Genomic DNA, 3,582 nt, shown 5'->3' on the forward strand with positions numbered 1-3,582 from the left:
ATGCCGACATGCCGGATACGTTTGTGCAGACCGGTCACAGGCATCTTCATCGACGACCTTGCAGACGGGGCGGGCCATACGTTTTTTAGGACGTCGCGCGGCGTGCGCGACCGGCTCAGCATGCGCTACGTCGATTGCCAGCGCGGCCCGGCCGCGATCTCGCTGAACCTCGATACCGGCTCGCGGATCTCGCTCGCCCGCAGCGCCATGGGCCGCGCCTACGTCGCCGTGTGTCCCGAGCGCGAGCGCGCGAGCCTCTACGAGGACCTGAAGGCCCTGGACCCGGTGGCCTGGCCCGCCCTGCGCGCCGGCCTCGACCGGGCGGTGGCCGAGCACCGCGAACTCGGCTGCTGCACCTCGTTCGGTGAGTGGCAGGAGACGGTCTGCGCCATCGCGGTGGGGTTTCATCCCGGCGGCGGCCTGCCGGCCATGTCGGTCAATTGCGGCGCCCCGACGATCATCACCGACGCCCGGTTCCTGATGGACGTGGTGCGGCCGAAGCTCGTCGCGGCGGTGCGCGGCCTCGACGGCGTGATGGGAGCTTGAGGACCCGTTCCATGGAAACCGATCCGTCCCACGATCTCCCGCTCGCCGGGATCCGCGTCCTCGACTTGTCCCGGGTCCTTGCGGGGCCGTGGTGCGCGCAGGTTCTCGGCGATCTCGGCGCCGACGTGATCAAGGTCGAGCATCCGGAGCGCGGCGACGACACGCGGGACTGGGGCGTGGCGACCAGTCCCGGCAACACCTCGTATTTCGACAGCGTGAACCGCAACAAGCGCTCGATCGGCGTCGATCTCGCGACGCCCGACGGGCTGGCGATCGTCAAGGCGCTGGCCCGCGAGAGCGACGTGCTGGTCCAGAACTTCAAGACCGGCGGGGCCGAGAAGCTCGGCCTCGGCTACGCGGCGCTTTCGGCCGAGAATTCCGGGCTGATCTACTGCTCGATCGCCGGCTACAGCTCCGACGGCTCGGAGGCCGGACGGCCCGGCTACGACCTCGTGGTGCAGGGCGAATCCGGCGTGATGGCGCTGAACGGCGAGGCGGGCGGGCCGCCCCTGAAGTTCGGGGTCGCGGCGGTGGACCTGTTCACCGGGCAATACGCGGCCCAGGCCGTGCTGGCGGCCCTGTTTCAGCGCGAGCGCACCGGGCGCGGCAAGGCGATCGACCTCGCCCTGTTCGATTGCGGCGTGGCGCTGACCTCTTATTACGGGCTGGAGGCGCTGGCCCGGGGCATCGACCCGCCGCGCTACGGCAACGCCCACCCGTCGATCGTGCCCTACGGGGTGTTCGAGGCCGGCGACGGGCCGGTGGTGATCACGGTGGGCAACAACGCCCAGTACCGCCGGTTCTGCGAGCAGGTGCTGGAGCGGCCGGACCTGTGCGCCGACCCGCGCTTTGCAACCAACCTCGACCGCTCGAAGAACCGCGCCGCGTTCATCCCGATTCTGGATGCCGAACTCGCCAAATGGGAGCGTGCGCCGCTGATCGCGCGCCTGCGCGCGGCGGGCATCCCCTGCGGCGAGGTGATGGGCCTGCGCGAGGCGCTGACCTGCCCGCGCGCCCGGGAGGCCGGTCTGGTGGTCGAGGGTGCCGACAACGCCCACGTGATCGCCCCGCCCTACCGGCTCGACGGGCGCCGGCTGCCGGTGCGCCGCATGCCGCCGGGCCTCGGGGATTCGAGCCAAGAAATCCTGGCCGAGCGACTGGAGGTTTCGGCGGAGGCGCGGGACGCGCTGGTGGCGAAGGGCGTGGTCCGGTAGCGCGCCTTCAGCCCTCGACGGCGCCCAGCCGGGCGCGGGCATCGTCGAGCACCCGGGTCAGGGCGTCGTCCCAGGCGACCCGCGGTTGCCAGCCGGTGGCGTCGTGCAGGCGGGTGGAATCGCCCGCCGCCAGCGGGATCTCGTTCGGGCGCACTCGCTCGGGGGCGATCCGGATCTCGAACGGCACCCGGGCGCGGGCGCGCAGGCCGTCGAGCACGCTGGCGATCGTGCGGGGCACGCCGGAACTGATGTTGAACACGCTCCCGTCCGCCAGGGATTCGGACCGGCCGATCAGGTCGGCATAGGCGCCCGCGACGTCGGCCACGTCGAGGAAATCGCGGTACGAGGACAGGTTGCCGACCTCGAGGAGCGGCGCCGCGCAGCCGGCCTCGATCCGGGCGATCTGCCCGGCGAAGGAGGCCACCACGAAGCGCTCGTCCTGGCCCGGGCCGATATGGTTGAACGGCCGCAGCACCACGAGCTTCACGCCGATCCGGGGCAGCAGATCGCGCAGCAGCTGCTCGCCGACCCATTTCGACCGGGCGTAGGTGTTGCGCGGCAGGGGCTCGGCCGCCTCGGACAGCGCGTGACCGGCCAGGAAGGCGCCGCCGTAGACTTCGCCCGAGCTGACGAAGAACAGCGTGCAGCCCGGCACCGCCTCGACGGCCGCCACGAGGTTCATCAGGCCGTTGACGTTCACCCGCCAGGTCTGCCCCGGCCCGGTCGCGGACTGGCCCACCGAGGCGAGGCCGGCCAAGTGGAGAATCTCGGTCGGCCGGAAGCGGGCCACGAAGGCGCTGAGCGCCGCCTCGTCCAATAGGTCGATGCGCTCGTAGGTGACGCCCTCCGGCAGGCTCGGCGACGCCCCGCGGCCGATCCCGACCACCCGGGCGCCCGATCCGGTCAGGAGCGGCAGGACATGGCCGCCGACGAAGCCCGCCGCGCCGGTGACGAGGATGCGTCTCACGCCAAGCCTGCCGATCCGTTCCACGGGGTGACGATCATCGTGTGGTCCCGGACGAGGTCAGGCGTTGTCTCCTTTCAGGAGAACGCGGGGATATAAACGCCCTCACCGGCAAGGGAATGGGTTTCCAAAGGGCCGGAGGCCCTTTGGCGGGGTATCGGGGCGGAGCCCCGATGGCATCGAGCTTCGCTCGACCCAGGGCTCCGCCCTGGACCCGCAAAAGGTCGAAGACCTTTTGAAACCCCGGCTCCTCAGCTCATCGTCCGGGTGCCCCAGCGGGTGCCCATGCGGCTCTGGGCGCTGCCGGGAGAGCTGCCGGCATCGGCGCCGATCGCCGGGCCGGATGCGGTCTGCGGCCTGTGCTGGGAGCCGGGCCCCATGGGCGTCGGTGCAATCGAGTCCGGCACCTCGGCCAGGTATTCCTCGTCCCGGTCGGTGGCGAACTGGCCGGCCTTGCGGAACGGCCAGAGATAGCCCGGCACCACCGCCTCGGCGGCGGTCGGGGTGATCCCGAGCGCCTCGATGGTCCGGCCCTCGGCCTTGGCAGCCTCGGACACGACGTTGTCGTTCTGGAGCAGGATCACCTGGTCGCGGGTGAGCTTCAGGCTGTCGGGCAGCAGGCCGAAGGTCAGGGTGTCGGCGACCTCCAGGAACCGGGCCTGGAGCTTGGCCACCGGCAGCGGCAGGTCCACCACCGCACGCTTGCGCCGGATCGTCTTCAGCATGTAGCGGACGAGGTGCTCCAGCGTCGCGACCTCGGGGCCGCCGAGTTCGTAGACCTTGCCGCCCGGCACGACGCCGTCGACGGCCCGGGCGATCGCCTCGGCGACGTCACCGACGAAGACCGGCTGGAAGCGC

Annotated in this window: 3 protein-coding genes and 1 pseudogene; 2 read left to right on the forward strand and 2 right to left on the reverse strand. The window is 71.3% G+C overall.

Going from position 1 to position 3,582, the window contains the following annotated elements:
- Positions 1-102 precede the first annotated feature (102 nt).
- Both FV228_RS23405 and FV228_RS23410 read left to right on the forward strand, forming a co-directional pair.
- On the forward strand, positions 103-546 hold the full coding sequence (locus FV228_RS23405) for an IclR family transcriptional regulator C-terminal domain-containing protein (RefSeq protein ID WP_246694007.1): 444 nt from the start codon (positions 103-105) through the stop codon (positions 544-546).
- Between the two features lie 11 nt (positions 547-557).
- On the forward strand, positions 558-1,760 hold the full coding sequence (locus tag FV228_RS23410; RefSeq protein ID WP_147856769.1) for a CaiB/BaiF CoA-transferase family protein: 1,203 nt from the start codon (positions 558-560) through the stop codon (positions 1,758-1,760).
- 7 nt (positions 1,761-1,767) lie between these two features.
- On the opposite strand, the gene FV228_RS23415 is transcribed toward FV228_RS23410, so the two are convergent.
- Both FV228_RS23415 and FV228_RS23420 read right to left on the reverse strand, forming a co-directional pair.
- Complete coding sequence (locus FV228_RS23415) at positions 1,768-2,727, reverse strand: GDP-mannose 4,6-dehydratase (RefSeq protein WP_147856770.1); 960 nt, start codon at positions 2,725-2,727, stop codon at positions 1,768-1,770.
- A gap of 248 nt (positions 2,728-2,975) precedes the next feature.
- Positions 2,976-3,582, reverse strand: a pseudogene (locus FV228_RS23420) (complex I NDUFA9 subunit family protein); the annotation flags it as partial.

Origin of the sequence: Methylobacterium sp. WL18, assembly GCF_008040015.1 — a bacterium.
Lineage (GTDB): Bacteria > Pseudomonadota > Alphaproteobacteria > Rhizobiales > Beijerinckiaceae > Methylobacterium > Methylobacterium mesophilicum.

What these genes read in the sequence shown, in the direction of transcription:
- FV228_RS23410 (WP_147856769.1), top strand. Translation starts at nt 558, where the DNA reads ATGGAAACCGATCCGTCCCACGATCTCCCGCTCGCCGGGATCCGCGTC.